At 60.5% G+C, this 22,092-nt stretch carries 20 protein-coding genes and 1 pseudogene; 9 read left to right on the plus strand and 12 right to left on the minus strand.

Features of this window, described 5'->3' with window-relative positions; genetic code table 11:
* From BMZ42_RS16360 to BMZ42_RS16400, 8 genes and pseudogenes are all read left to right on the plus strand, one after another.
* The coding region (locus BMZ42_RS16360) for an integrase core domain-containing protein (RefSeq protein ID WP_139207925.1) at positions 1–265 on the plus strand (265 nt) is incomplete at its 5' end.
* Between the two features lie 718 nt (positions 266–983).
* A pseudogene (locus BMZ42_RS17830) lies at positions 984–1,088 on the plus strand (transposase); the annotation flags it as partial.
* Between the two features lie 1,230 nt (positions 1,089–2,318).
* Positions 2,319–3,434, plus strand: a complete 1,116-nt coding sequence (locus tag BMZ42_RS16375) for a M24 family metallopeptidase (protein WP_280139880.1) — start codon at positions 2,319–2,321, stop codon at positions 3,432–3,434.
* Between the two features lie 36 nt (positions 3,435–3,470).
* Positions 3,471–4,454, plus strand: a complete 984-nt coding sequence (locus tag BMZ42_RS16380; RefSeq protein WP_175556760.1) for a TRAP transporter substrate-binding protein — start codon at positions 3,471–3,473, stop codon at positions 4,452–4,454.
* Positions 4,455–4,461: 7 nt separating this feature from the next.
* Entirely contained in the window at positions 4,462–4,950 is a 489-nt protein-coding gene (locus BMZ42_RS16385; RefSeq protein ID WP_091524659.1) for a TRAP transporter small permease, read from the plus strand.
* A 27-nt stretch (positions 4,951–4,977) separates the two neighbouring features.
* Entirely contained in the window at positions 4,978–6,246 is a 1,269-nt protein-coding gene (locus BMZ42_RS16390) for a TRAP transporter large permease (protein WP_091524662.1), read from the plus strand.
* Positions 6,247–6,459: 213 nt separating this feature from the next.
* Positions 6,460–6,657, plus strand: a complete 198-nt coding sequence (locus tag BMZ42_RS18090; RefSeq protein WP_175556761.1) for a type 2 periplasmic-binding domain-containing protein — start codon at positions 6,460–6,462, stop codon at positions 6,655–6,657.
* Positions 6,658–7,058: 401 nt separating this feature from the next.
* Positions 7,059–7,757: an IS6 family transposase gene (locus tag BMZ42_RS16400; RefSeq protein ID WP_091524667.1), complete on the plus strand. Its 699-nt coding sequence runs from the start codon at positions 7,059–7,061 to the stop codon at positions 7,755–7,757.
* A 148-nt stretch (positions 7,758–7,905) separates the two neighbouring features.
* Here BMZ42_RS16400 and BMZ42_RS16405 read toward each other — a convergent pair whose 3' ends face one another.
* The 12 genes from BMZ42_RS16405 to BMZ42_RS16460 form a co-directional block, all read right to left on the minus strand.
* Positions 7,906–8,583, minus strand: coding sequence for a GntR family transcriptional regulator (locus BMZ42_RS16405; RefSeq protein WP_091524669.1), 678 nt, complete (start codon positions 8,581–8,583; stop codon positions 7,906–7,908).
* Between the two features lie 46 nt (positions 8,584–8,629).
* The gene (locus tag BMZ42_RS16410) at positions 8,630–10,708 is read right to left on the minus strand and encodes a hydantoinase/oxoprolinase family protein (protein WP_091524671.1); all 2,079 of its coding nucleotides are present in this window, start codon (positions 10,706–10,708) and stop codon (positions 8,630–8,632) included.
* Between the two features lie 123 nt (positions 10,709–10,831).
* Positions 10,832–11,806, minus strand: coding sequence for an ABC transporter ATP-binding protein (locus tag BMZ42_RS16415; protein ID WP_210185236.1), 975 nt, complete (start codon positions 11,804–11,806; stop codon positions 10,832–10,834).
* Positions 11,806–12,831, minus strand: a complete 1,026-nt coding sequence (locus BMZ42_RS16420) for an ABC transporter ATP-binding protein (RefSeq protein WP_091524693.1) — start codon at positions 12,829–12,831, stop codon at positions 11,806–11,808. Before BMZ42_RS16420 ends, BMZ42_RS16415 begins: the two co-directional genes overlap by 1 nt.
* A gap of 38 nt (positions 12,832–12,869) precedes the next feature.
* Positions 12,870–13,673, minus strand: a complete 804-nt coding sequence (locus BMZ42_RS16425; RefSeq protein WP_091524675.1) for an alpha/beta fold hydrolase — start codon at positions 13,671–13,673, stop codon at positions 12,870–12,872.
* 15 nt (positions 13,674–13,688) lie between these two features.
* Positions 13,689–15,512: a hydantoinase B/oxoprolinase family protein gene (locus BMZ42_RS16430; protein ID WP_091524678.1), complete on the minus strand. Its 1,824-nt coding sequence runs from the start codon at positions 15,510–15,512 to the stop codon at positions 13,689–13,691.
* 14 nt (positions 15,513–15,526) lie between these two features.
* Positions 15,527–16,402, minus strand: a complete 876-nt coding sequence (locus BMZ42_RS16435) for an ABC transporter permease (RefSeq protein ID WP_091524696.1) — start codon at positions 16,400–16,402, stop codon at positions 15,527–15,529.
* Positions 16,403–16,427: 25 nt separating this feature from the next.
* Entirely contained in the window at positions 16,428–17,345 is a 918-nt protein-coding gene (locus BMZ42_RS16440) for an ABC transporter permease (RefSeq protein WP_091524681.1), read from the minus strand.
* Between the two features lie 37 nt (positions 17,346–17,382).
* Positions 17,383–18,924: an ABC transporter substrate-binding protein gene (locus BMZ42_RS16445; protein WP_091524682.1), complete on the minus strand. Its 1,542-nt coding sequence runs from the start codon at positions 18,922–18,924 to the stop codon at positions 17,383–17,385.
* Positions 18,925–18,976: 52 nt separating this feature from the next.
* On the minus strand, positions 18,977–19,900 hold the full coding sequence (locus BMZ42_RS16450) for a hydroxymethylglutaryl-CoA lyase (RefSeq protein WP_091524685.1): 924 nt from the start codon (positions 19,898–19,900) through the stop codon (positions 18,977–18,979).
* Between the two features lie 4 nt (positions 19,901–19,904).
* Positions 19,905–21,101 carry a CaiB/BaiF CoA transferase family protein gene (locus BMZ42_RS16455; protein ID WP_091524688.1) on the minus strand — a complete coding sequence of 399 codons (1,197 nt, stop codon included), beginning with the start codon at positions 21,099–21,101 and terminating at the stop codon, positions 19,905–19,907.
* 393 nt (positions 21,102–21,494) lie between these two features.
* The gene (locus BMZ42_RS16460) at positions 21,495–21,794 is read right to left on the minus strand and encodes a molybdopterin dinucleotide binding domain-containing protein (RefSeq protein WP_091524691.1); all 300 of its coding nucleotides are present in this window, start codon (positions 21,792–21,794) and stop codon (positions 21,495–21,497) included.
* On the opposite strand from BMZ42_RS16460, the gene BMZ42_RS16465 reads away from it, so the two are divergent.
* A partial coding sequence (locus BMZ42_RS16465) for a transposase (RefSeq protein WP_139207862.1) occupies positions 21,793–22,092 on the plus strand: 300 nt, incomplete at its 3' end. The two genes, BMZ42_RS16460 and BMZ42_RS16465, sit on opposite strands and share 2 nt — an antisense overlap.

The raw sequence follows: 22,092 nt of genomic DNA on the forward strand, positions 1-22,092 counted from the left end.
GGAAGCAGGCATCGAGCCTTCCGTAGGAAGCGTGGGCGACAGTTACGACAACGCGCTCGCCGAAACGATCAACGGTCTCTACAAGGCCGAGGTCATCCATCGAAGAGGACCATGGCGCGGCTTCGAAGCCGTGGAATTCGCCACCCTGGAATGGGTGGACTGGTTCAACAACAGGCGGCTTCTGGAGACCATCGGAAACATTCCGCCAGCGGAGGCCGAACAACGCTACTACGCCATGCTGGACGCCCCAGACATGGCCGCATAACTTAAACCAAACGGCCTCCGGCAAACCCGGCGCGGTTCATACTGTTGGGATAGCTCCACCAGCGTTTGCTCACCTCGGATCGCGGCGAGCGCCACCTTTGCCTTGAAAGCCGGGCTGTGATTCCGGCGCGGTCGTCTTGTCATGGTCTCTCCTGTTCACGGCATCTATGCCGAAGTCAGGCAGAAATTCCACTTATCCCCGCTGTGCAGATTTCCCGAGCCAGCTCTCTTTGCAATCGTCTCCACAATCAACATCCAAAACAAATGCCTCCGATGAAACCGGAGGTATCTTGATGACCCCTTCGTTAAGGGGTCCCGTTTGGACGAAAATCACCCCTCAAACGGGGTCCTCATTCCACGAAAAATCACAAATCCGGCACAGTCTGCGTTTGCATGACAGAAGTGCAGCACGAGGCAGATTGGTTCCGGTAACGGAAGTGTGAGAAGTCGACGACCCATATGGGCAAAATGATCGAACCGATCTGGATCAGAAAAGCCGGTTAGGGGCTAGGAGCCATTCAGCTCGCTGAACAGATTTGGACCTGATCCGCTGATCACCATATCGGCCAGGGGCCTCGAAAGTGCCGCATGTGAAGGCCTGACAGAGACCGCACTCGATCACCCCTAATGGCTCAGAAACTTCTTGCATAAGGGGCGGCAACCACAGAAGCCCCTAGATTTGTGGACGCCTTCTCCCCTAAATGTGAGGTAAGGAGGTTGTGATGCGGTCTGGCCATTTCACCGATGAGTTCAAGCGCGATGCTGTCGCGCAGGTTAACGAGCGCGGCTATCTGGTCGCGGAGGTGTCTCAGCGGTTGGGCGTGATCGTCGTGTGCTGAGCGGGATCGTCTATGCCCGGCGTTGCGGCGGACGTTGGGCCGACTGCGCCGATGTCTATGGACCCAAGAAGACTCTTTAGAATCGGTTCGTCCACTGGGCCGAGCGTGGCATCTAGGAAGACATTTTCAGTGAGCTGGCGGAGGCAGGTGAAGCGTCGGACCGACTGTTCATCGATAGCACGAAAGGCGGACGAAACACCAAACTCCATGCCATCTGTGACAAGAAGGGCCGCCCCTGTCTCCTGCTCCTGACCCCGGGACGCACACGATTGCAAGATCACGCAGCTTTGCATCGAGGCGATGCCACCGTCGGCAGAACTCGTTGCCGACAAGTGATATGATAGCCAGGGGCTACGAGAGTGGCTTATGGAACGTGGCACCAAGCCATTCATTCCATCTCATAAGAACCGTAAAATCCAATACGGTTACGACCGAGCCATCCACAAACAACGAAACGTTGTCGAACGCATGTTCTGTCGCCTCAAGGACTGGCGACGGATCGCAAAACCGCTTCGACCATAACGTCAAAAATTTCATGGCCGCCAATCAGTCTCGCCGTTGCCCTCATCTGGTGGCTGTAGTGAGACCGGACCCTAAACACCTAGCTCCTGATGTAAACCATATCGTCATTACAATATTTTGGATGCATCCGGATGGGACACGACCACGCAGCCCGGTAAACTTGCCATACCACCCGACTATAAATGTCAGTTCGCCCTTGCGTCAACGCGAATTAGGTATACTGAATAAGGCCTTCGAAACGGGTTTCGCATCCTAACGGGCCTACTGAATGCGTTCAACGAAGCGCCGACCATGAGGATCATGATCTCCCCCTAAGCATTCCAGCCTCCACTACGCACGAACAGATTTAGAAAGATATTAACATAAACAATCAGTTCGTTACACCTACTGCCCAACCCAATAAGCTGAACTCGCAAGAACTGACCGCAGGCGACTTTGGAGGATTTGCGCCACACTGGAGATTCATGATTGACAGTCAGTATACTTATTGTAGCATGAGCAAGAGTTTATTGCGATGACGACCCTTGGCCGCTAGGCGTCCTTCAGGGATTTCGACTTACACCTGCCTCCGACAGAATAATGTCGCCCGCGTTGCGATCGCGCATCAACGAATACGTGCAGAGCTAACATAGATCATAGGGAGAGAGTATAATGATGGCGTCTGGTGATATTGATCTGGCACCTCGACCTCGAATGGATGTGCTCAAGGCACTGCCATCTTCATTGGGCATCGATGCCGTCATCGCCATGAATCCTGAAAACTTCACCTATGCCAGCGGCGTTTTCGTGCTGACGATGCGCTTCGTTCGCGCACGTCAGGCATATGTAGTGTTCCCGGCATCCGGTGAGCCAGTCGTCATCGCTTGCGGCATTGATGGCCCGCAAATCACGGAAGCTACGTGGATCGACGATGTGCGTACCTATGAGGAATTCGTGCAGCAACCGGTGGACATTCTGATTTCGACGATCAGGGATCTCGGGTTGGAGAAGGGCCGCATCGGCATCGACTTCGACTACCTGCCCGCCTTAACATTCCAAACGTTGACTCAGGCTCTGCCCGGAGCTTCATTTATCGACACCTCCCCGCAGCTCGCGGCAATCCGCTCGGTCAAAACTCGACAGGAGATCGCCGTCCTTGAGCGCAATGCGAAATTGACGCATCAAGCGGTCCTTGCCGCGATGGAATCGAGCGTTGCCGGGGACACCGAACGCGTTATCGCGAACCGCATTGCGACACAGATCATAGAACACGGCGCCGACACGATCACGTGGATCTCATTCCCCTGCGGCGACGCGGGCAAGCAAGCACATGGCCACCCCTCCGAACGACCGGTCGAGCCAGGCGAAATCATCCGTTTCGACGTTGGCGGCACATACGGTGCGTGGGCAAGCGACTTCGCCCGCACATATTCATCGGGCGCACCGACCGCCGAGCAGCGCGACGTCTATGCGAAGCTCGTGGATATCCAGGCTGAGGTCATCGGCATGATGAAGCCCGGCATCGCCGCACAGGAAATCTTCACCTTCTGCAAGAAGAAGACGCTGGAACGTGGTCTGCCGTTCCTGCTGCCGCATATCGGGCACAGCTTCGGCATCGAGATCCACGAGAGGCCACTGCTGCGGCCCGGCGAAGAGATCATCCTGGAGGAAGGAATGGTCTTGAATGTCGAGCCCCTTACGAGCGACTCGCAGGGCATAATGTATCACGTGGAAGACTTGGTGGAAATCACGGGCAGCGGCACGCGCATCCTCTCCCTCGGGCTTGCCCCGCGGGAACTGCCAGTAATCGGCAGGCCGATTTCTGGCTGAGCTCCCACGCAAATCCAATAGGGAAGGAGAATGACAATGAGGAAAATTTCGCTTGTGGGTATGGCGCTGTGCTTCGCGATCGCAGCCTCCTCCGCCATGGCCGAGACAATGCTTAGGCTTTCGCACCATCACGCAGTTGATGGTGCCGTCGACAAGACTGCCAAGCACTTCGCCGAGCTCGTCAGCGAGAAGACCGGCGGCCGAGTGACTGTCAGGGTGTTTCCTGGCGCTCAGCTGGGGCAGGAGCTCGAAGCATTCGACCTTCTCAATCAGGGCGGACTGGACATGACCGTCACGGCCGTGTCTCAGATGGAATCGGCCTACCCGCCAGTCGCTGTCACGTCGCTTCCGTTCATCTTCCGCGACTGGGACCATGTCCGAGAGGCCTTTTCTGGGGAGTTTGGCGATCGACTCCGCAGCGAACTTCGCGACAGGAGCCAGGTAGAAATCCTGTCCTATTTCGGGCTGGGTTTCCGTGACATGCTGTTCATCGGCGAGCCCGCAAAGACCGTAGAAGCCATGTCGGGCCTAAGGATGCGTTCACCTGAAAACTTCATCTGGATTTCGATGTTCGAGAGCCTTGGCGCGCGGCCGACCCCAATCACCTGGGGCGAAGTATATACTGCCATGCAAACCGGCGTTGCTGACGGCCTCGACAGCCCGGCTGCCAGCGCGATCGACATGAAGTTCAACGAGGTCACGAAGTCTCTCGTACGCACCCGTCATATGTACAGCGCCATGTCACTCAGCGCCAACAAGACGACACTCCAGAGACTGTCCCCCGAAGACCAGCAACTCGTTCGCGAGGCAGCGCTGGAAACCGGCATATGGGCGGACGCGGAAATCGCCATTCCCGGCGAAGAAGCCGCTTATAAAAAGCTGGCCGAAAGCGGCGTAGCGATCCACGACGTCGACAACATCGAGCCGTGGCAGAAGGCGGTAGCTCCTGTCTGGAAGATCGTAACTGACCGACAGGATGGCTCCGATCAGCTTATCGATATGCTGACTGGCGGAAAGTGATCCCACTATGGAGCCGACGCAATCGGTCAAGAACAACGCTTTGAGCGGGCGCAGTGTGCGTGCGCTCAACGCAATCGGGGCCGTCGCGCTGGCTCTGACGATCGCCCTCACCTTCGGCCAAGTGGTACTTCGATATATCTTCAATAATCCTCAGGCGTGGGCGGAAGAAATCTCCCGCTATCTGTTCATCTGGATCACTGTAATCGGCATCGCCAGCGCCTATTACAATGACACGAACATCAAGATCGATCTTCTCTCCGGAATAGGCAGGAAATCACTCAAAAAATACGTATCGATATTCAGGCATATTTGCGACATGTTAGCAGCAATGACGCTATGCTATTCTGGATATATCGTCATGATGAACAAGATTGGAACAAAATTCTTTACAGTTCCTGATCTACCGCAGACGCTAGTACATATTGCGATACCTATATGCTTCTTCTTTTCAGTTTTATGCATCGCGACGAGAATAAGGACGCTTATCAATAAATAAAACCGGTGTAATTTCTGGAGGAAAAAGATGGACGCCGTGGTCCTAATATCAATATTTCTATTTATGCTCCTGATCGGCGTATCAGTCGCAGCTTCGATGATACTATCGGCAACGATATATCTCCTCACATCCGGTATGCCTCTGGTCATCGTAGCAGAACGCTTCACAGCCAGCATAAATTCATACACGCTGATGGCCGTGCCGTTCTTCATCCTTGCGGCCATCGTCATGAACCGCGCAGGCGTTACATCGCGTCTTCTCGACGTCGCAAGCTGCATCGTCGGCGGCGTCAGAGGAGGCACCGCGCAAGTGAATATTTTGGGCAGCGTTTTCTTTGCCGGCATGTCGGGATCAGCAACCGCTGACGTTGCGTCTCAAGGCAGAATGCTGATCCCGCGTATGGTTGCAGAAGGTTACGATCGCAACTTCGCAGCCGGCGTTACATCCGCCGCATCGATCGTCACTTCGGTCATACCACCTGCCATCATCATGATCATTTACGGCTCGGTAACGTCGGTTTCTATCGGTGCCCTGTTCTTCTCCGGTATCGTTCCCGGCCTGCTGATGGCTTTGGTAATGATGGCGATTGCGGCCTGGATCTCGATACGCCGCAACTATCCCAATAGCCCAAAGATCGATCGACGGGACTTAGGCGGACTTCTCCTCCGCGCAACACCGGCCTTGCTTACACCGATCCTTATTTTGGGCGGAATTCGCTTCGGCCTGTTCACACCGACAGAAGCAGGCGTGCTCGCTTGCGTCTACGGGTTGTTCCTCGGCCTTTTTGTCTATCGCGAACTGCATTTGAACGACATTCCGGGCTTGCTGCTCGAGTCTGTCGAAGCGACTGCTCTGCCGATGTATATCATCGCTTCCAGCGCGGTATTCGGCTTCGCCCTGACAGTTACAGGCTTTGGCTTCCAACTTGAGATATTCCTCAAGTCGATTGCTTCAGACCCGACAGCATTCATCGCACTGTCCCTCGCCACCATCTTCATCGTTGGCCTTTTCGTCGAGGCGACATCAGCGCTGCTGATCTTCGTGCCGATGTTCGCTCCGATCGCCCGTAGCTACGGCGTCGACGAAGTGCATTACGGAATACTCGTGATCATGACTCTGATGGTTGGCACAATCACCCCGCCAGTAGGCCTACAATCCTTCATTGCATCCAACATCGCGGGCATTCGGGTAATCGATGCGGATGTATGGCCGTTCGTTATCGCCGTTTTCGTGCTGATCGCGCTGATCATGTTCTTTCCGGCGATTTCCACCTTCCTCCCTGGCATGGTTTTGTAACAGGTGGGTTTAGAAGATGCACATGGGACGTCTAACTACCGACGTTTTGGGCTCTTGCGGGGCTGTGGCATGCGCTAATGTGCGTTGTCTGGTTTGGTTTCGGTATTTTGGCTAATGCTGGTTGCTCATTTCGGCGCCGTGGCGGCTGCTTTCGCCCTCTCGCCATCACGTTGGCACTATGAACTTCTGGCCCAGCCACGTCTCTTCCCGGCCGTGAGCCCCAAGCTCCGTCCGGAATGGCTGTCGGTCAAGGTGGTGGAGGATCTATTCGAACTCCCGGTCATCACGGCCGACGCGGACGGTCTTTGGGGCGTATGGCTGCGGATGGCCGGCGCCGAGCCTCTGGTCCCAATGCGCGGGCCCAACATGCCGAACACGCATATCATGATGGAGGCGGCCACGTTTGGATAGGGCGTGGCGCTCGTCAACGAAGTGATTGCGCGCAGGGCCATCGCCGATGGCGATATCGTTGAGATACTGAATACCAATATCCGTTTCCATGGGTATTATATTTCAGGTCCAGTGCACCATTGGGATTTGAGTCCAATAAATGTCGTGAGGAAGTGGGTTCAAGGACTGATCGCCGAGTAACGCGTTATGGTGGGTGGGTTCAAAAGGCCGAGCTTCGGGAGCGATGGAGGCAAGGTCAGAGCATTTCCTCGATCTCGCGAGCGCTCCATCGTAGGGACCAAGGGCGGCGTTCATCGGATTGTGTCGGTCCATGGCGGCATTGCTCCCTCGGTAGGTTGTGTTGCAACGTTTTGAATACCGTTTTTGTGGCAAGGAGAGCTTCTGATCTTTCGGAGGATTGAATGTTCAAGGGCCGCCAGTTTGACCAGTCAGTCATCCTGCTTTGCGTGCGCTGGTACCTGGCCTACAGTCTGAGCCTGCGGGACCTGGAAGAAATGATGGCCGAGCGAGGCATTGCCGTTGACCACACGACCATTCACCGCTGGACCGTCCGCTACGCACCGCTATTGCTGGAGCGTTTCAACCGACGGAAGCGGAACGTGACCGGCAGATGGCATATCGACGAGACTTACATCAAGGTCCGCGGCCAGTGGATGTACCTATACCGCGCCATCGACAGTGTCGGCGACACGGTCGAATTCTGGTTCAGCGAGCAGCGTGACCTGCCGTCGGCCAAATGGTTCTTCACAAAGGCGCTGAATCGGCATGGCCGGCCAGGCTGCGTCGTTATTGATGGTAGCCAGACCAACCACGAGGCTATCGTTTCCTGTGACACCACAAATCGCTTGCAGGATCGTTCTCGGCGCCGGCTGAAGCCGATCGAAATCCGCAAGAGTAAGTATCTGAATAATCGGATTGAACAGGATCATCGGCGCATCAAGCGCCGCGTCCGGCCAATGCTTGGCTTCAAATCACAGGCATCAGCCGCGATCATCCTGTCCGGCATCGAGATGGTTCACATGATGCGCAAGCGACAGGCGAGATACGCCTTCAATCCGAATCCGTCCCTAGCCGAACAGTTCGCAATTCTTGCCGCATAATTGGCCTCGGACCGGCCCCCTTTGCGCTTCAAATCAGCCGTTGCAACAAAACCCCCTTTGTGCGTCCGATTAGACGCACGGCGCTCTAGCCCGAAGGGAGTCGCGTCGCAGGCGAAGGGTCAGGAGGCCCTCGCCTGCTCGCCCGTGGTCAGTTGCGCAGCAACACGACGCGCGCGGCGACGATGTGACTTGTCATGACGCTGCCTGCCCATTCGCTCTCGCGGGCGCGCAAGGCGGCGACCAGTTCGCGATGGTGGGCGAAACTGCGCACCATGTCCTCGCGCGCATAATGATGATAGGTGCGCATCACCAGCGGCACCTCCACAAGGCCGCGCAGGGTTATCGCGAGCCTGCCGGCATCCGCCGCCCGCACGATGACATCGTGAAAATCGCGATTGGCCTTGCTGATGGTGTTGAGGCGGTCCCTGCCTGCGCTGGCGAAGGACTGTTCCATCTCGTCACACAGGCGCTCCATGATATCGGTGTCGCCCGTCGACATGCGCCTTGCGGCCTGCTCCGCTGCATAGACTTCCAGCTTCATCCGCAGCTCGTAGATCTCGTCGATCGACTGCCGCGACCAGCTGACTACCCGCGCACCGTGGTTGGGAAGATACTCGACGAGGCCACTGGCTGCGAGTTTCTGCAGCGCCTCGCGCACGGGCGTGCGCGAGAAGCCCGTCTCCTGTGCGAGCGCGGTTTCGCGCAGATGTTCGCCCGCCGTCCAGCGTCCCTGAAGGATTCCCTCCCGGACGACGTTGCACACCCGGTCCACCGCCGTCTCGGCGGCCGCGTCATTGTGCCTCTTGCCTCTGCGCGCGACCGTCATGCTCGTCTCTCCTGCCTGCTGTTCTCGCCCAAGGAGGATGCCGATATCAGCCCTCCGTGATCACGAGATTTCCAAAGGGGTCAGTCGTAGCAACCTGCCCGGGCAGGATGAACGTCGTCGCGTCCAGCTGCTCTATGATTGCCGGGCCGCTTATCCTGGCCCCCGCGCCAAGTAGCCGCCGGCTGTAGATCTTGCAGTCGAGCAATTCACCGTCGAAATAGGTCTTCTGCGAACGCGATACAGCATCCTCGATCCGCATGCCAGCGTCGAGACGCGGCTGATCGGGCCGGCCGAGCTGGCCCACGGCCTCCGCTCGTATTCCCGCCACCTCGACAGGCGTATCGGGCTGGTCGAACGTATAGAGTTTGCGATGCAGGGCATGGAAGGATGTGATCGCCTGCTGAAGGCTCTCGCCGCTGACCTGCCGGCCTGTCCATGGCACGTCGAGCTCGAAGCCCTGGTTCCTGTAACGCATGGAGACCACCCAGCGTATGTCCTGGTTCTCGGCGGGAATCTTTTCGGCCGTGAGCCACGAAGCGGCGGCTTCGTCCAGTTCCCGGAAGCCCTCTGCGAGCCTTTCCAGATCGTAGTCGGGCCCTCTCAACAGGCAGCTTCGCGTGAACTCATTGCGCAGGTTCGAAATCAGCAGGCCCACGCTCGACAGGACGCCGGGCAATTTCGGCACCAGCACGCAGCGCATCGACAGAAGCCGCCCGATGAACGATCCATGCAACGGCCCCGCGCCGCCAAAAGGAACGAGGGCAAAGTCGCGCGGGTCGTAGCCTCGTTCGACCGAGACGACGCGTATCGCGCCCATCATGTTGTTGTTCGCGATGTCGATGATGCCGCGAGCAGCTTCAAAGACCGATATGCCGAGAGGGCGGGCGATGCTGGTCTCCAATGCCCGCGTCGCACCATCGACGTCGAGATCGAGCTTTCCGTCGAGGATGGTCCGGGGCAGATGGCCCAGCACGACATGCGCGTCCGTCACGGTGGGCTCGGTGCCGCCCCGCCCGTAGCAGACGGGACCGGGTGCCGCCCCCGCGCTCTGCGGTCCGACCGTCAGTACGCCATCGGAGGTGCGTGCGATCGAGCCGCCGCCCGCGCCGATCGTGTGGATGTCCAGCATCGGCAGGCTGAGCGGCCATTCGCCGACCGCGCCATTGGTGGTCAGGTCGGGCCGGCCGCCATTGATCAGGCAGATGTCTGCCGAGGTTCCGCCGATGTCGAGCGTGATGAGGCGCGGCTCGCCCGCCAGCTCGCCAACCATCTCGGCCCCGACAATGCCGGCGGCTGGGCCTGAAAGCGCGGTGTGCGCGGGCTCGCGCCTGACGGTCTCGACGCCGGTGACGCCGCCGCTGGACTTCATCAGCAACAAGGGGGCCGACAGTCCCTTTTCGGCCAGACGACCTTCCAGACGCGAAACATAGCTGGCGATCAGCGGCATCACATAGGCGTTGAGCGCGGTGACCATACTGCGCTCATATTCGCGGAACGTGGGCAGCACCTCCGAGGAGAGCGACACCATCGCCTCTGGATATTCGCGCAGAATGATCTCGCGGGTGCGGATCTCGTGGGCAGAGTTGGCATAGGCGTGGACATAGCACACGCCGATGGACTCGATGGCCTGCTCGCGAATGCGGCGCACGGCTTCCACGACGTCAGCCTCGACGAGTTCGTCGACCACGGCGCCCGAGGCGTCCAGGCGCTCGCGCACCTCATAGATATCTTCCGGGCGTATCGGGCGCGCCGGCTTCACCCATGAATACATGTTGGCGGAGCGTGGAATGTCGTGGCGGCCGATTTCCAGCACATGACGGAAACCGTCCGTGGTGATCATCGCCGAACGGGCGCCCCGCATTTCGAGGATCGCATTGGTCGCAACGGTGGTGCCATGAAAGACATGGCTCACCTTCGATGGCTCTACGCCCGCGCTTTCGAGAATCTCGCTGATGCCGTTGATGAAGCCGATCGAGGGATCCTGCGGCGTCGACGATGTCTTGGCGGTCCATGTCCTGCCGGTGTCGCGGTCAACGAGCGTAACGTCGGTGAACGTGCCGCCCGTATCGATGGCCACTGAATAGCTGGCGCCGTTCTTGCTGGCTGATTTTACGTGTTGATTCATGCCTCAGGCTTTCGTTCTAGAGCATGTTGCAGCCAGGCGCGGTCACCTGGCGCCGCACACATGCGAGCAAATCAGTGAGATGGACCATGATGCCGTCCGCACGCCCGATCCCGGTTGTCGCGATCATGGCCGGGCCCCGTACGGTTTGGCTTGCGCGACCACCTCCGGCAGCGCCTGCACGAGATGTCCGGGCGCAACCTCGAAGAGCGGCGCGGCGGCCATTTCGGCCGTGTAGCTGGAACGCCAGTCACCGCGGCCTGTGGGTGCCGCTGCCCGCCTTTCGGCCTCGATCCGCGGATCGGGAATGGGAGCGGCCTGCAACAAAAGGCGCGTATAGGGATGGCGCGGATCCTTGAAGATCGCTTCGCCGGTGCCGATCTCGACCACCTTGCCCAGATACATCACCGCGACCCGGTCGGCGATGTGATGCACCACCGACAAATCGTGGGCGATGAACAGATGGGCAAGGTTCAGCTCCTTCTGGACGGCATTCAGGAGGTTGATGATCTGAGCCTGAATCGAGACGTCGAGAGCCGATACGGCCTCATCGGCGACGATCATCTCCGGACGAACGGCGAGCGCTCGCGCGATCCCGATGCGCTGTCGCTGCCCGCCGGAAAACTCGCGCGGATAGCGATCGCCGGCGCTCGAGGGCAGGCTGACCATATCGAGCAGTTCGGCAACGCGCCGCTTCCGTTCCGTGCGTGACCCGCACAGGCCGTGAATGACGAGCGGCTCCGAGATGATGTCGAAAACCGACATGCGCGGATTCAGCGAAGCGTGAGGGTCCTGAAAGACCATCTGCATGCGGCGGCGGTAGCGGCGCATTCCCTTGTCAGGCACGCCCACCAGATCGACGCCGTCGAAAAGCACCTGGCCGGAGCTTGGCCGCTCCAGTTGCAGGATGGCGCGACCCAGCGTGCTCTTGCCCGAGCCGCTTTCGCCGACAAGCGCCAGGGTCTCGCCGCGCCTGAGTTCGAGATCGACGCCATCGACCGCTTTCACCGCCGCCGAGTGCGCGCCGAACCTGCCGCGCGGGCCGGGAAAATGCTTCTTCAGGTTGACGACCCTGAGCAGAGGCTGGTTGCTATCGTTCATCATGCCGCCCCATCGAATGGAGACAGCTCGTCAGCGCGAATGCAGGCAACGCGGCGGCCGGGGCTTATTTCGCGCAAGGCTTGCGGCTGGCCGCATATCTCCTGCCTGAAGGGGCAGCGCGGCTGGAAGGGGCAGCCCTGCGGCAGCGAACCGGGGCTTGGCGGCAGCCCCTCGATCGCAGGCAATTCCTGCCGGCGGGGCCGGTCGAGACGCGGCACGGATTCCAGAAGTCCGCGCGTATAGGGATGTCTGGGATTGTCGTAGAGCTGGCGGGCTTCGCCCTGCTCCACGATGCGGCCCGCATACATCACATTCACCCGGCTGGCATAGCGCGCGACGATGCCGAGATCGTGCGTGATGAGCAATGTCGCCGTTCCGAGGGCCCGCGCTCTGGCGTCCATCAGCTCCAGTATCTGCGCCTGCGTGGTCACGTCGAGCGCGGTCGTGGGTTCGTCGGCCAGCAGAATGCGCGGCTCGCAGCTCAGCGCGATCGCGATCATCACACGCTGGCACATGCCGCCCGAAAGCTGATGCGGATAGGCATGAAGGCGCTCGGCCGGTCTTGGAATGCCGACACTGTCGAGCAGCTCGATGCTGCGCTCACGCGCGGCCTTGCCGGTCAGGCCAAGATGGATGCGAAGACCCTCGCCGAGCTGGCGCCCGATCGTATGGATCGGGTTGAGGGAGGTCATCGGTTCCTGAAAAACCATTCCGATGGTCTTGCCGCGAATCCCGCGCATGGCAGGTTCGTCGAGGCGCAACAGGTCTTCTCCGTCGAGAAGAACCTGCCCGCCTGCTATCCTTCCCTTGGGCGAGGGAACCAGACGCATCACCGAAAGGGCGCTCACGCTCTTGCCGCTGCCGCTCTCTCCGACAAGAGCAACGGTTTCGCCAGCGCGAATGTCGAAATTCACGTCGTTGACGACCGACACGTCGACGCCCCGTTGCCGGAAAACCGTGCGCAGGCCCTTGACCTCCAGCACCGCGCCTTCGCGCGATGCCTGAGGAGGCGCTGTCTCATCCATTACTTTGGTTTGCGGCTGAACCATAACCGGCTCCTGACTCAGCGATGCAACATCAGCCATTCGACGGCCAGCTTCGAGAACTCCGCCTCGGCCTCCGCACCGTAGCCGTGGGATGTCCCTTCAAATACATGCAGACGCGACCCCGCGATCGTGTCGTGCACCGCCTTTGCGAAGCGCGGCCCGGTGATCATATCTTCGATGCCGGCCGTCGTTATCAGCGTCGGCGCAGTGATCTGCGCAGCGCGATCGGTCGCGTCGTACTTCACATAGGCATCGACGATGCGATCGTAGGAATTGGGAGAAGGGAAAGTGTTCTCGCCGGCCCGCGCCTCGAAAGCATGAGCGGGCAGTTCGCGATTGCGCTCGTAGGTGCCCGGCGTGAAGCACCACAAGGTGACCTCGCGCGCCCAGAGCCGGACGTCGAGGTGGCGCAACTGCCGCCAGACTTCCATCATCTCGGCGAGGAAATTGTCGACCTTGAGCGAGGGGGAGCCCAAATGGAGCGATCTGGTCCGAGCGCCATGGCGGATCGCGAACTCCATCGCGATGAGGGCGCCCATACCGCCGGCGCCGAAGATTTGCGCCGTGTCGTGGCCGAGATGATCGAGAAGGCCCGCCACGTCGTCGGACATCTGCTCGATGCTTGCCGGACCCTCGGGCGCGTCGGAGCGGCCCATATTGCGGTGATCCACCCGGATGCACGTGAAGTGATCCTTCAGATGCGGCACGAGCTTGCCGAAGGCGCGGTCGGCAAGCGACCAGCCGCTCAGCAATACGACCGGAGGTCCGTCTCCCAGAACCTCGTAATACATGTTGATGTCGGATACTTTTGCTACAGGCATGACAAAATCCGTCCTTCAGTTAGCCAAAGCGAGGTACCACTCGCCGCTTTCGAAATATTCGCCCCGGTGGATGAGTTTCGTCTCCCAGCGGTGGGCGTCGCGATATGCCTGCGTGGCCGCGAGGTCGATGGAGCGCCGCTCGATGTCGATTTCGACGCCGTAATCGCGCAGTGCCTGCTCGACACCGACGAAGCGCCCGAGAACATCCTTGAGAACCAGTTCGGGATCCCTGTCGAAGGGATGGCCGAACCCGCCGCCACCGGGCGTCTGCGTGCGAAGCACTTCGCCGCGCTTCAGGATCAGGGCCTCGCTCAGCGCCGGCAGCACTTTCTCATCGGGCCTGCCGGGATTGAGGATGAAACCGCCGGGCCGGCCGCTCATGCCGCCAACGACGCCGTAGGGCGGGTTGACGACGTTCGACATGCGGAGCGCGATTTCCACCTCGTCCGCGAGCACTTCGATGTCGCGCACGACGCCGCACCCGCCGCGCCGCAGGCCAGGGCCTCCGGAATCCATGTGAATGCCGTAGCGCCGCACACGCAACGGATAGTTCTGCTCGGCAAATTCGACGGGATAGTTCTTCTGCGCGATGTAGTAGACCGCATCGATGCCGTCGGCATAGGGCCGCGCGCCATGGCCGACGCCGAAGCCCATCGTCTTCAGGAACTGCTTGGCGGCATCGGGAGCATTGCCGAGCTTGGCAATGGAATAGGCCGAACTCGACGCATGTGCATTGGCCGGCGTCGCGCTGTTGATCAGACCGAAACACGCGCTTTGAAGCCGTGAGAGCGTCATTGCGCGCTGGCCGAGCGCTGCCGGGAAGCGGGGCTGGAGAACCGAACCCTCCCTCAGCTTCACCTGCGCGATCGCGTTGAGCATGCCCTCATTGACCAGAAGGTCCTGCCTGTCGGCGGTCATGAAAAGGCCGAAGATCATGCTGGGAACGGTGGGATGTACGAGAAAGTTGATTGGGCCGGTGGTCTGGTCGTCGCTGGCCGTGGCGTCGAAGACAAAGCCTTCCGGCGTCGCTTCGAGCGTCACACGCACGGTAATGTTCTCGCGGCCATGGCCGTCGCTGTCGATCCGGTCGGCGAAGGAGTAGCTGCCGGTGGGGAACGTTTCGCGCATCCTTTCATCGACGACGCGCGCCGTCTTTTCGATGAGAACGTCGAATGCGCGCTCGGTCTCGTCCACGCCGAAGCGCTCCAGCATTTCGATCATCCGCCGTTCGCCGAGATTGATGGCAGCCAGCAACGCGCGGGTATCGCCCTCCGTCACCTCCGGGAATCTCGAATTGCGGATGAAGATGCGGAACATGTCTTCGTTGAGCTGTCCTTCGCGATAGAGCCGCACCGGAGGGATGATGATGCCTTCCTGGAACAGATTGGTCGCGCCGGGCGTGGTCGAGCCCGGATGCGCGCCGCCGATGTCGAGGAAATGCGCCCACGCGAAGGTGTAGCCCACCAGTTCTCCGTCAAGGAAAACCGGCTTGACGAACACCTCGTCCGGGGAATGGGAAACCGACCCCTGGGAGGCATAGCAGTCATTGTACCAGTAGACGTCGCCTTCGCGCATGTCCTCGCGGGCAAAGACGTCGAGGATGGGGGGCACGATGCTGCCGCCCAGCGGCATCATAGTGCCGATCAGAAGCCGTCCCTCGCGGTCGAAGAGGCCGCAGAAATAATCCTGCTTCTCGCGGATGATTGGCGACATGGCCGTGCGTTCCAGCAGCATGCCCATCTCGAACTGGGTGGAGGTCAGTGCGCCCCGGACCAGCTCCACCTTGATCGGATCGACGGGAGGCGCATCGGAAGTGTGGGATTTTACGGCGATATTCATGTCGCTGCTCACGTCTACTGGTTGCGGAGATTGGGGTCGAGGTTCTGGCGCAGCGCTTCGCTCAGCACGTTGATCGACAGGATCGTGCAGACGATCGCGATGCCGGGGAAGGTTGCGATCCACCACGCCTGCGTGAGGTAATCGCGCCCTGTCGCAAGCATGGTGCCCCAGGACAGTTCCGACGAGGGCAGGCCGACGCCGAGGAAGCTGAGCGCCGCCTCATAGATGATCATCTGGGGGACCGAGAAGGCCGCCACGACGATCAGCGGCGTCATCGCATTGGGCAGAATGTGGCGCAGAAGAATGCGCGGCGTGCCGGCGCCGAGCGCTCTGGCCGCGGTGACGTATTCGCTCGTCGACAGACGAAGCGCCTCGGCCCTCGCCACTCTGGCATAGATCGGCCACGTCGTGATGATCAGCACCAGGATGACGTTGAAGAGCCCCTGCCCCAGCACGTACATCATGAGGATGGCCAGAAGGATGAAGGGGAACGCAAGCTGGATGTCCACCAGCCGCATCAGGACTTCATCGAGCCAGCCCTTGTGATAGCCGGAAATGATCCCGATCGCGGTTCCCACCACGCCTGCGCCGACAACCGTGGCGAAACCCACGATCAGCGAGATGCGCGAACCGTAAATGATGCCGCTCAAAACGTCCCGCCCCAGCATGTCGGTGCCCAGCACATAAGCCGGCTGGCCGTCGAAACTCGTTCCGGGCGGCAGCAGATTGGACAGGACATCGGTCATCAGGGGATCGTAGGGCACGAGCCAGCGGGCAAGGAGCGCGGACAGGATCGCAACCGTCAGGAACGCTCCCGCGAGCAGATGCGCGAGATGACGCACGACCCACGGGCTCTGGCGCGGGGCCGGCTCCAGATCGGCCGCTGTCATGTGCCCGGCCACCTTTGTTGTCGTATCATGCATAGCGGATCTTCGGGTTCACGAGCGCATAGGCAAGGTCGGTGATGAGGCTGGTGACGACGACCAGCGTTGCGATGACGAAGGCTCCCGCCTGAATGACGGGAAAATCGCGCTGGCCGATCGCCTGGATCATGAGGCGGCCGACACCTGGCCAGGCAAAAACGGTCTCGGTGACGACCGCCCCGCCCATGAGGGCGCCGAAATCCACCGCGATCAAGGTGATCATCGGGATGGCGACGTTTCCGAGCGCATGGCGCACCACGATCGCGACGGGTCCGACACCTTTCGCGCGCGCCGTCCGGACATAGTCCTGAGACAGGGTTTCGAGCAGTTCGGAGCGGACGAGCCGGGTAAGGCGCGCCAGAGAGAACAGGCCGAGCGCCAGCGTGGGCATGATCAGATGCTGCACCGTGCCATAGCCTGCGGAGGGCAGCAGCCGCATGGTGCTCGAAAGAAACAGGATCAGCATCATGGCGAGCCAGAAATTCGGAATGGACTGGCCGAACAGGGCCAGCGCATTCGCCAGCCTGTCGATGATGCTGCCGCGATAGAGCGCGGAAAGAATGCCCAGAATGAGGGCTCCGACCACCGCAAAGCCAAGGGCGGATGCGGTGAGAAGGAGCGTCGCCGGCAAGCGGTCCATCACGAGGTCGAATGCCGGGGTGGACTGGCGCACGGAATCGCCGAAATCACCATGGAACGCGCCAACCACGAAGCTGGCATATTGTTCCAGGATGGGGCGGTCAAGGCCGAGCGCGGTGCGCATCTCGGCCATGTCCTGCTGTGTGGTACCGGGCTCCACCATGAGCAATACGGGATCGCCGACCAGACGGGCCAGCACGAATATGATGCTGACCACGCCGAAAATGACGATCGCCGAACTGAAAATGCGAACGGACAGATATCGCAACATCCTGGTTCTCCTGTACCGATCAGGTCACGGCGTCCGGCTAGCGGACTTCCATGTCTTCGACGAAGATGAAGTCGTCATTGCGCGGCTGCCATTCGATGCGATTGGAGATGCCCCAGATCGAAAGCGGCTCATAGAGATAGAACCAGGGAGCCTGCTCGTGATGTATTTTCGAGATTTCCTGCATCGTCGCCTTGCGGGTTTCGGGATCGAAATCCGCCAGAGCCTTTTTCCAGTTCTCGTCGATCTTCGCGTCGGCGAAGTGCGTCCAGTTCCAGTCATTCGTGGATTCGGTGATGTTGCGGATCGTGCCCTCACCCGTCGGGCCGCCCTTGTAGTACATGAGGAACATGTCACCGAGTTCGGCCTGCCGGTTGGCAACATCGAACAGACGCTTGGAAAATACGGGCCATTCCTCCACGCGGGTGGTCACCTCGATGCCGACGGCGCGCAGATTGCCGGCCACCACCTCGGTGATTTCGGCCGCCTGCGGAACGATGCCGATCGGCGCGTCGAGCGTGACCGACAGGTTTTCGACGCCTGCCTCGGCCAGCAGGGCCTTGGCCTTTTCGGGGTCGTATTTGAAATCGGGCAGTCCCTCGACGTAGCAGATCGTTGCCGCCGAGCAGGGCTGGTTCATCACGCGGCCATACCCGCGCAGAAGGCGGTCAACGATGGCCTGCTTGTTGATGGCATGGTTGACGGCCTGGCGCACGCGCAGATCGTCGAACGGCTCACGGTCGTTGATCATGCCGCCCCAGATCGGCTGCACGCCGGCATCGGACGTTCCGACCCGCGCCTCTTCGGTTCCTTCGAAGCGGGTGACCTGGATCGGCGGAACCTGGGAAGCGACATCGGCCTCACCGTTGAGCACGGCCGCAACGCGGGTCGAAGCCTCCGGAATAGCCCAGAAGACGACTTCGGTCGCCTTCGGCGTTCCGGCCCACCAGTCGGGATTGGCTTCGAGGATGATGCGGTCCCCGCGACGCCATTCCTTGACCTTGTAGGCGCCCGTTCCGACGGGCTTGAGCGCAAAGTCCGAACCGCCCACCTCCTCGTAATATTTCGGAGGCAGCGGATAGATGAAGTCCGCGATCTGCAACAGCGCGTTGGCTGCCGGCACGCGGGTGACGATGTCCACCGTGTGATCGTCCACGACCTTGACGTCGCTGAACAGCGCCATGGTGCTGCGCGACTGGGCGGCCGGATCGCGCGACTTCTCGACCGCAAGTGCGACCGCTTCCGCCGTCAGGGGCTCTCCGTTCTGGAACTTCACGCCTTCGCGCAGGTGAAAGCGCCAGGTGACCGGGTCGATGTTCTCCCAGCTCTCGGCCAGTGCCGGCTGCACGTCGCCATTCTGATCGAGCGTGATGAGCGGATCGTAGATGTGGCGGAAGACATAGCGGTGATGCGTCGTCACATTTTGCGAACCGTCGAGCGTGTCGATGTCGATGTGCTGCGCGATCACCACCCTGCCCAGCTCCTGGGAAAGGGCGGGCATGGCGCCGCCAAGCAGCATGGCCCCGACAATAGCCGTGCTGGCGAGACTTTGGAATTTACGGCGAAGAACTGTCTGATTCATTGCTTGCACCCTCTGATTTTCGTTTTTTGCGTAATTCTTTTCCTGCACAGCCTCAGGGGCGCGAAGCCGCTTGCGTGGCGGTGTCCCGCCTGCATCGCCACCATGGGATGATCTTGCCGCCCTGACGGGTCTCAAGAATTTCTTCGACCACCCCGACCGCCTCGACGAGCTTGCCCATGTCGATGCCGGTCGAATATCCGCCCTCATTGAGGGCGAAGACGAGGTCTTCCGTCGCCAGATTGCCCGTCGCGCCGGGCGCGAAGGGACATCCTCCCAGCCCGCCGATCGACGCATCGAAACGGCGAATGCCTGCTTCGAGCGCAATCCAGGCGAGAACGAGGCCCATGCCTCTCGTATCGTGAAGATGGGCGGCCAGACGCTGCGCGCCAAAGCGCGAGACCGCTCCGGCGAACAGGCGCTTTGCCTGTTCGGGATGACCGGCGCCGATCGTATCGGCCAGAGCTATCTCGTCCGCGCCCGCATCCAGCATGCGGGCCGAAAGATCGTAGACCACATCCTCGTTCACCTGCCCCTCGAAGGGACAGGCAAAGGCGGTTGCAACATAGGCGCGCACGCCGATCCCGTCCGCCTTCGCGGCGCTGATCACCGACACGCAGGCTTCGAGCGCCTGCGCGACGGACATGTTGATGTTGCGCCGGTTCATCGTTTCCGTCGTCGCCAGAACGACGGCTACCTTGCGAACGCCGGCGTCGCGCGCCCGCTCGTAACCGCGAAGGTTCGGGACCAGCGCCGAAAGCTCGACATCGGCTGTGCCGATCGCGGCCATGAGGTCCGCTGCGTCGGCAAGCTGCGGCACGGCCTTGGGGCTCACGAAGCTGGTTGCCTCGAACTGCGCGATCCCGGCCTGTTGCAAGGCGGCGAAGATGCGTGTCTTGCCGTCAAGCGGCACATGCCTGGGCTGGTTCTGCAACCCGTCGCGCAAGCCGACCTCGTTGATGAAAACGCGCTCGCTCATGCAACTACCCGATCGCGCCCTTCTCGCGCAGCGCCGCGATGTGTTCTGCCGACATGCCGAGCATGCCGCCGAGGATCTCGTCCGTGTGCAGCCCGACCGTGGGCGGAGAGGTGTAGCTGTCGGGGAATGCCGACATCTTGATCGGGTTCCCCGGCATGCGAACGGTGCGGCCGTTGAGCAACGGCACTTCGGCCACCATGCCGCGCGCCAGAATCTGCGGGTCCGAAAGCGCGTGCTCGAAGTCGTTGACGGGCGCGCACGGTATGCGCATCGCCTGAAGCCGCTCGAGCCACACCTCGCAGCTTTCCTGCTCCATGGCTTCCTGTACGAGGCCATTGATGTAGTCGCGCTTTGCCAGACGTCCGGGCTGCCTGTCGAATTCCGGCGCGCGCAGCGCCTCGATGCCAAGCAATTCCACAAGCGCATGCCAGAAGCCGTCCGTTATCACGGCGATGACGATGCCTCTCGTCGTCGTGCGGAACGTGTCGTAGGGAACATGGACGAAGTGCCCGTTGCCTTCCGCCGCCGGGGCTTTTCCGGAAAGGAAATACATGGTGGCCATGTAGTTGAGCAGGCTGATCTGTACGTCCAGCATGGAGATGTCGAGCCGCTGGCCGACGCCCGTGCGATCGCGGGCGCGAAGCGCGGCGAGCACAGCCAGCGCACCGAACACGCCGCCCCCCAGATCGCCGATCGGAATGCCGGCGCGCAGCGCCTTGCCGCCCGGCTCGCCGGTGATCGACATTCCGCCGCCCATAGCCTGCGCGACCATGTCGAAAGCGGGCCTGTTCGAATGCGGGCCTTCATGACCGAAGCCGCTGACCGAGCATGAAATGATGCCGGGATTGATCGCGGAAAGCTCCTCATAGCCAAGGCCGAGACGATCCATGACGCCGGGGCTGAAATTCTCGAACACGACATCCGCGTGCTTGACGAGATCACGCACGACGGCGAGCCCTTGCGGATCCTTCAGATTGACGCTGACGCTTTCCTTATTGCGGTTGAGCGTCAGGAAATAGGCGCCCATGCCGTCGACCGAGACGGCGGGGTCCTGCGCGAGCAGCCGGCGGGTGCCTTCGCCCTCGCCTATCGGCTCGATCTTGATGGTGCGCGCGCCCAGATCGGCCAGCAGCATCGTACCATATGGCCCCGACAGCATATGCGTGAAGTCGAGAACCGTAACGTCAGAAAGAGCCTTCATGGAAAATTCGCTATGGCGCAGGGCGCCACCTCCTCTATATGCAGATTGCATGTAATAACTGTAACCCGTCGCCTGTCAAGCGACTCCGAAAAGATTCACGGTCACGTTTCACAATTGAGTCGAAAAGCCCGCAACTCCATGCATAAGCTGCCTTCCCTCCTGGAGAGGAGCAAATCTTTTTGGAAAGCCGCGCAATTATCGTCACTGCAACGCGACCGGGATTGCATACGTATTGTGCGCAATATCGGATGCTTCCGATCGGTAGGGCGTTTTATGGAGACAGGCTACAAGGCTGCCCCAAGCAACTCTCGGGGCAGACGCCATGACCGGCGGGCGATGAGGAATTCAGCCTGTCAGGCTGGAGCACCATGCGTCCCCTTGGACACACCGTGCCTAGGCGCTTTTGGCAGGCCGGACATCGACCAGGCAGCTCTGCGCCGCGCATCCCTGGCCCAGCACCGAAGTGCCCACATCCTTGGTCAGCACGTTCGGGTTCGAGCCGCGATCGGCCTGCGAGGACACCTCGTCGCGGGGTGCCGTTCCCAGATAGTCGGCGCCGGTCGGCAGGAGAACCACGCTTTCGCGCATACGGGCATCGACAGCCGCGATCGCCGTGCAGACCCCGCGCTCATTGAAGATCTGAACCGCGCCGGGTTTGCCGGAGGCTCCAACTTCCAAATAGGATGGAGCCATGACGAGCAAAACGACAAACAAGTTTTCCCCTGAGGTGCGCGAGCGCGCGGTGCGGTTGGTGATGGATCACGAGGCTGATCATTCTTCCCGCTGGACTGCCTGCCAGTCGATCTCGGCCAAGATCGGCTGCTCAGCACATACGCTGCTGGATTGGGTGAAGAAGGCCGAGATCAATACCGGGAAGCGGGCAGGTCTGCCAAGCGACATCGCCGCGAAGATGAAGGAACTGGAACGCGAGAACCGCGAGCTTCGCCAAGCCAATGAGATCCTGCGCAAGGCGTCGGCATATTTTGCCCAG

Origin of the sequence: Aquamicrobium aerolatum DSM 21857, from assembly GCF_900113935.1 — a bacterium.
In the GTDB taxonomy this organism is placed as follows: domain Bacteria; phylum Pseudomonadota; class Alphaproteobacteria; order Rhizobiales; family Rhizobiaceae; genus Aerobium; species Aerobium aerolatum.